We start from the raw sequence: 6,512 nt of genomic DNA, 5'->3' as shown, positions 1-6,512 counted from the left end.
ACCCCTACGATGTCAACGTAGTGCTCTCCCGCTGAGCTACACGCCCATCCGATGGCGGCGCATAGATCACAAAACCTTTGGGGCCGTCAATAGGCTTTTTTGAAGTTTTGTGACGCGACGCCTGGAAGCCTTATGCGGCAAGCATTTTATTCACTTCATCGACCAGGTCGCGGAGGTGGAAAGGCTTGGAGAGGACCTTGGCGTCCTTCGGCGCCTTCGAATCGGGGTTCAGCGCGACGGCTGCGAAACCGGTGATGAACATGACCTTCAGGTCCGGATCGAGTTCGGTGGCGCGGCGCGCCAGCTCGATGCCGTCCATTTCAGGCATGACGATATCGGTCAGGAGGAGTGAAAAGGGTTCTTCGCGGAGCCGGTCGTAGGCGCTTGCGCCGTTGTCGTAGGACAGAACCTTGTAGCCGGCCTTTTCGAGCGCCTTCACAAGGAAGCGGCGCATGTCATTGTCGTCTTCTGCAAGCAGTATCTTCTGAGTCATTATCCAGACCGCTGGTGAGATGAATTTTTATGGAAGGCTCCAGCCATTACACTAGTCCTTCCCCAGTAAACAACCGGTGAAGTGACGGCCCAAGGCTGTCATCCCCTGTACATAGTATGGACTTGAGGCCGGGCAACTGGCAACATAGGCCAAGTCAGCCTCGAACGACATGGTTAAGAGGGCAGAAGGTGCCGGAAATCCGCGAATACGAGCTTTTTGAGATACGTGAGCCCGTGTCGCAGACCATTCCCTTCGTTTACAATTCCCCCCATAGCGGCCGTATTTATCCACCGGAATTTATCGCTCAGTCGCGTTTGCAGGGCATTTCGATCCGCCGCTCGGAGGATCATTATGTCGAAGAGCTGTTCTCGGCGGCGAGCATGCTCGGTGCGCCGCTGCTCTTCGCAAACTTCCCGCGCGCCTATCTCGACGTTAACCGTGAACCGTACGAACTCGATCCGCGGATGTTCGACGGCATGCTGCCGTCCTATGCCAACGTCAATTCGCTGCGGGTTGCCGGCGGTCTCGGGACGATCCCGCGCATCGTTGCCGAGAACATGGAGATCTACTCTCACCGGATCCCGGTCCAGGAGGGGCTCGACCGCGTCGAGAGCGTCTATAAGCCCTACCATGCGGCGCTGCGGCGGCTGATTGCGCGTACCCATGTGCAGTTCGGCTTCGGCGTGCTGATCGACTGCCACTCGATGCCGGGTAATATCCGTATCGCCGGCAGCAACCAGCGGCCGGACTTCATCATCGGCGACCGCTACGGGACGTCGGCATCGGCCGAGTTGTCGCGCACCGCGATCAGCATTTTCGAGGAAATGGGCTTCAACGCCATCCGCAACAAGCCTTATGCCGGCGGCTTCATCACCGAGCATTACGGCCGCCCCTCGCGCGGGCTGCATGCGCTGCAGATCGAGGTGAACCGTTCGATCTATGTCGATGAGGTGACGCTGGAGAAGCGGGCCGATTTCCCCGTCATCGCCAATGCGGTGACAAGCTTCATGCGGCAGATGGCGGACTACGTACAGCGTTTCGCCGACGATACGGCGCTTGCCGCAGAGTAATTCCTCCCTCCAGGTCAAAAAAAACCGCGCTCTGCAGCGCGGCTAAGTCTAGGGAGGAAACACCCAAGGAGGGTATTTACAGTCAGAAGACTGTAAGAAGAAGCTACTATTGCATTGCACAATCGTCAAGCAAAATATTGCAGTGCAAAATATTTAGGCAGATAAAGATCGATTGCCTGAAGTGTTTGCATTTTAACGCAGTTTCGCTATGAAAAGCGCCATTACCGAGGCTAGAAACGGATCCGCCATGCTCCCCGACCGCTCGTTCTTCAATCGCCTGGCGGAAGCCGCCAAGGCTGAGACTTTGCCGCGTTTCCGCTCCGGCCTCAGCGTCGTCAACAAGCTCGCCAGCGGCTTCGACCCGGTCACCGAGGGTGATCAGGCGGCAGAAGTCGCGATCCGCAAGCTGATTGAAGAGCACTATCCCGAGCATGGCATTCTCGGCGAAGAGCATGGCAGCGTCGGTCTGGATCGCGAATATGTCTGGGTGATCGATCCGATCGACGGGACCCGCGCCTTCATTTCGGGCGTTCCCGTCTGGGGCACGCTGATCGGTCTGCAGAAGAACGGCCGGGCGGTCATGGGCATGATCGAGCAGCCGTTCACCGGCGAGCGCTATTTCGCCGATGAGAACGGCGCGATCTATACGGGTCCCGAGGGCGAGCGGCGGCTTCAGGTGCGCGATTGCGGCAGCCTTTCCAACGCCATCCTGTTCACCACCTCGCCGCATCTCTTTACCGGTAGCGAGATGGACAAGTATCGCGAGATCGAAAGCCAGGTACGGCTCTTCCGTTACGGCTGCGACTGCTATGCCTATGCGCTGCTCGCGGCCGGTCATATCGATCTGGTGATCGAAAACAGCCTGAAGCCCTATGATGTCGGCGGCATCATCCCGGTCATCGAGAAAGCAGGCGGCATCATGACGACATGGGACGGCGGACGGCCGGAAAATGGCGGCTCGATCATCGCCGCCGGCAGCCGCGCCGTTTATGAGCAGGCGATCGCCATCCTGCAGCGCTAAAGGGCGCGGGCGTCAGACGCCGATTCCTTCGACCTCCTGCTCAGCCTCGGCATCGCTGCCGGGGATGAAGGCGTGGAAGGCGGCGAGCGCGGCGGCGCGATAGGCGTCGCGCTCCTGGAAGATCTCGTGACGGGCGCCGTTGATCGGTACCAGCTGTCCGGCGCGGAAATAGCGCGACAGCCGCTCCTGGGCGATATAGGGCACGACGCCATCGCGGGTGGGGGCGATCACCACCGTCGGGATAGTGATCGAGAACAGGTGGTTCGGCGTCATGACCTTGTCGATCGTCTTGAAGGATTCGACCAGCCAGCGGGCCGTCGGCGGCCCGAGCGTTAGCTCGGGGTGGTCGCGCATCATCGAAACGTTGCGCTCGAAGCGCACTTCATCCGAGGTCAGCGGATTGTCGCGGAATTCCGGCTCGCGCAACTTGCCGGTCAGCGGCATGGAGCCGAGCCCGATGGCGCAGGCCGTCGATGCCAGCCTCCTGATCGTCGAGGCGGAAGCCGCTTGGCCGATCAGGCCGATGAATGGCGCCGAAAGCACCATGCGCTCGATACGGGTGGCGAGATAGGGTGCTGCCGAAAGAGCGATCAGCGCGCCGGTCGAATGCGCCAGAATGTAGAAGGGCAGGCGGGTATCGGGCAGCACGACCTTCTCGAGGAAGATATCGAGATCGCGCTCGTAATCTGAAAAGCGGCGGACATGGCCATGCTGGCGCTTCTTGACGAGGCGCGGCGAGCCGCCCTGGCCGCGCAGATCGAAGGTCGCAACCCAGAGACCCCGGGCGGTCAGGTCGCGGATCGTCTCGAAATATTTCTCGATATATTCGTTGCGCCCCTGCAGCAGGACGACAGTGCCCTTGGCAACGGAGGCGTTGGAGCGGAAGACGGCATAGCGCAGCTTCTGACCGTCGAAAGTCTCGAAATAGCCTTCGGTCCGGTTGTCGGGTGCCGGATTGTCTGGTGTCGAGATGAGAACCTGATCCATGAGCATTGCCATCGTTCGCTGAGCTTCCAGTCTAGGGGATAATGCACGAGGGCGTGAAATCAATTCTTAAAGATCGCCACCCGCCAAGAGCAGTGGAGAAAAAAGAGACCGGCGGGGCGAGAGGGATGCCCGGCGCCGGTCCATAATCGGACTGAAGAAGAAGGGACGATGCACTTCAGCCATCGGGCCAGTTTGATCACCCGACGATCCGATTCCTAAGGCAGGGCGGCTGAACGCATGCCGAACCAGGCGTTCATGCGTGGTTCACGGGTGTTAACGGCAGGGCTTGAACTCGCCAAAAGCCATCACCATCTGAATTCTGCAGGCGCCGGAAGGGCCTGCGAAACCGTCCCGAAGCTGCCGAATATGGGGTTTCAGGGGCATCTTTATCGCAACTCGTCGCTTCCCAAGGAGGACACTATGCGTCACGTCGATTTCTCTCCCCTCTACCGTTCCACCGTCGGTTTCGACCGTCTCTTCACGATGCTCGACAGCCTCGCTCAGCCGGATCAAGGCCAGACCTATCCGCCCTACAATATCGAGCGCACCGGTGAGAATACCTACCGTATCACCATGGCCGTCGCCGGTTTCGACGAAACCGAGATCTCGATCGAAGCCCAGGCTCACGCTCTGAACGTCAAGGGTGAAAAGAGCGAAGACAATGCCGAAGGCAGCGAGTTCCTCTATCGCGGCATCGCCAAGCGCACGTTCGAGCGCCGCTTCCAGCTGGCCGACCATGTCGAGGTCACCGCCGCTTCGCTGAAGAACGGTCTCCTGCATATCGATCTTCTTCGCAGCATTCCGGAGGCCATGAAGCCCCGCAAGATCGCGATTGCCGCCGAGCCGGTGAGCGCGCCGAAGGCGATCGAGGCTCAGGTCAACAGCTAACCAATTCCTCCCAGGAATAGGAAAAGGCAGGCGGCGCTCCGTTGGAGCGCCGCTTTTTTATTGCGCTATATCTAAGGGGATCAGGCCGGGCTTGCGGCCTGTTCGATTTCCTTGGCAGTCGCCCGCTTCTTGGCGGCGGCCGCATATTTCTGGGCGATGACGGCGCAGGCCATCAGCTGGATCTGGTGGAACAGCATGAGCGGCAGAACGATGGCGCCGATCGGCTGGCCGACGAAGATGACGTTTGCCATCGGCACGCCGCTCGCCAGGCTCTTCTTGGAGCCGCAGAAGGTGATGGTGATCTCGTCGGCCTTGTTGAAGCCGAGCATGCGGCTGCCGAACATGGTGAAGAGCAGCACGAAACCGAGCAGCAGCATATCGATGATGATGACGGCGGCGATGTCGCCGATCGAGAACTGGTGCCAGAGGCCCTCGATGACCGCCTTGCTGAAGGCTGCGTAGACGACCATCAGGATCGAGCCGCGGTCGACGGGCATCAGGATCTTCTTCTTGGAGCGGATCCAGTCGCCGATCCAGGGCTGCAGCACCTGGCCGAGCACGAAGGGCAGCAACAGCTGCAGCATGATCTGCTCAAGCGCATCCCAGGAAAAGCCGCCATGGCCGCCGACCGAGAAGAGCAGGCCCACGAGCAGCGGCGTCAGGAACATGCCGAAGATATTCGATGCCGAAGCCGAGCAGATCGCCGCCGGAACATTGCCGCCGGCCATCGAGGTAAAGGCGATCGACGACTGCACCGTCGAGGGCAGGACGCAGAGGAAGAGGATGCCAAGATAGAGCGGTTGCGGCAGGATCCAGTCCGGGATGAAGCCGATCGCCAGGCCGAGCAGCGGGAAGAGGGCAAAGGTGACCAGCAGGATCGCCAGATGCAGGCGCCAGTGCAGCACGCCAGCGATCACCACATCCCGCGACAGGCGGGCCCCGTGCAGGAAGAAGAGTAGGGCGATGGCGAAATCCGTTGCGATGTCGAAATAGCCTGCGAACGCGCCATTCGCAGGAAACAGCGAGGCGAGGATGACGGTGCAGACAAGCAGGATCGTCAAGGTATCGGGCAGGAAACGGCGCATGGTGGTGGTCCCGGGCAATAACAAGTTCATTGTCTTGTCATCCATTGTGATTCAGGATGCAAGGAATAACAGTTATCACGAAATGGGATCGTCATGCTTGATCTGACCCAATTGCGCAGTTTCGTTGCCGTCGAGCAGATGGGCAGCTTTACCCTTGCGGCGGAGCGGCTCGGGCTTGGACAATCGACCGTCAGCCAGCATATTCAACGGCTTGAAAGCTCGGTCGGCCGGAAGCTCTTGGCCCGCGATACGCATAAGGTGGTGCTTACAGGGGATGGCGAGGCGTTGCTGTCGCATGCCCGCGCCATGCTTTCAATCGAGGGGCAGGTGCAGTCGCTGTTTCGGGGAAACAGCCTGCGCGGCAAGCTGCGGCTCGGCGTTTCCGAGGATTTCGTGACCAGCCAGCTGCCGGCCGTGCTTGAGGATTTCGTGCGCTCGCATCCATCCGTCGATCTCGAGCTGACCGTCGCGCTCTCGGGTGCGCTCTATGAGATGCAGGACAATGGCGAGATCGATCTGGTTCTCGCGAAGCGCAGGCTCGGCGATGCGCGCGGCAAGCTCGTCTATCGCGAGCCGCTGATTTGGCTGGCGCGCGATCCGGAGCATGTTCTGCAGCAGAGTCCACTGCCGCTGATCGCCTTTCCGGCGCCGAGTGTCACGCGCAGCATCGCGCTGGAGGCGCTGGGGCGGACGCAGGTGGCCTGGCGGATCGTCTGCACCTGCGGCAGCCTGAGCGGCCTGACGGCGGCGGCCCGCGCCGGGATGGGCGTGCTGGTCCAGCCGCGCAGCATGGCGCCGGCGGGATTGAAGGAGATCGCGCCCGGGCGGTTGCCTGTTCTCGAGGATGTGGAATTCGTGCTGGTGCCGCGCAAGGGGGCGGACCGGGCGCTGGTTTCTGCTCTGTCGGACGATATTCTCGGGAAGGTTCGCAGCCTTCGCTCCGGCGGCTGACAAGAAAAACCCCGCCG

Annotated in this window: 7 protein-coding genes; 4 read left to right on the top strand and 3 right to left on the bottom strand. The window is 60.7% G+C overall.

Annotated features, from left to right (window positions below; translation table 11 throughout):
- Nucleotides 1–130 precede the first annotated feature (130 nt).
- Nucleotides 131–493, bottom strand: a complete 363-nt coding sequence (gene cpdR1, locus ACODR6_RS27260) for a response regulator CpdR1 (protein WP_003542883.1) — start codon at nt 491–493, stop codon at nt 131–133.
- Between the two features lie 188 nt (nt 494–681).
- Here cpdR1 and ACODR6_RS27255 point away from each other — a divergent pair, with 188 nt between their 5' ends.
- Both ACODR6_RS27255 and hisN read left to right on the top strand, forming a co-directional pair.
- Nucleotides 682–1,563, top strand: a complete 882-nt coding sequence (locus tag ACODR6_RS27255) for an N-formylglutamate amidohydrolase (RefSeq protein WP_112719962.1) — start codon at nt 682–684, stop codon at nt 1,561–1,563.
- Nucleotides 1,564–1,810: 247 nt separating this feature from the next.
- On the top strand, nt 1,811–2,584 hold the full coding sequence (hisN, locus tag ACODR6_RS27250) for a histidinol-phosphatase (RefSeq protein ID WP_203430062.1): 774 nt from the start codon (nt 1,811–1,813) through the stop codon (nt 2,582–2,584).
- Between the two features lie 12 nt (nt 2,585–2,596).
- Here hisN and ACODR6_RS27245 read toward each other — a convergent pair whose 3' ends face one another.
- The gene (locus ACODR6_RS27245; protein ID WP_112719964.1) at nt 2,597–3,571 is read right to left on the bottom strand and encodes an alpha/beta fold hydrolase; all 975 of its coding nucleotides are present in this window, start codon (nt 3,569–3,571) and stop codon (nt 2,597–2,599) included.
- A gap of 420 nt (nt 3,572–3,991) precedes the next feature.
- On the opposite strand from ACODR6_RS27245, the gene ACODR6_RS27240 reads away from it, so the two are divergent.
- The gene (locus ACODR6_RS27240) at nt 3,992–4,459 is read left to right on the top strand and encodes an Hsp20 family protein (RefSeq protein ID WP_112719960.1); all 468 of its coding nucleotides are present in this window, start codon (nt 3,992–3,994) and stop codon (nt 4,457–4,459) included.
- A gap of 80 nt (nt 4,460–4,539) precedes the next feature.
- On the opposite strand, the gene ACODR6_RS27235 is transcribed toward ACODR6_RS27240, so the two are convergent.
- Nucleotides 4,540–5,589 carry a bile acid:sodium symporter family protein gene (locus ACODR6_RS27235; RefSeq protein WP_489025463.1) on the bottom strand — a complete coding sequence of 350 codons (1,050 nt, stop codon included), beginning with the start codon at nt 5,587–5,589 and terminating at the stop codon, nt 4,540–4,542.
- Nucleotides 5,590–5,637: 48 nt separating this feature from the next.
- Between ACODR6_RS27235 and ACODR6_RS27230 the strand changes: the two genes are divergently transcribed.
- Complete coding sequence (locus ACODR6_RS27230; protein ID WP_112719958.1) at nt 5,638–6,495, top strand: LysR substrate-binding domain-containing protein; 858 nt, start codon at nt 5,638–5,640, stop codon at nt 6,493–6,495.
- The last annotated feature ends 17 nt before the right edge of the window (nt 6,496–6,512 follow it).

The organism is Rhizobium sp. FG96 (genome assembly GCF_057808655.1).
Note: the sequence above shows the minus strand (reverse complement) of the source record. Positions and strands in the feature narration are given on the sequence as shown.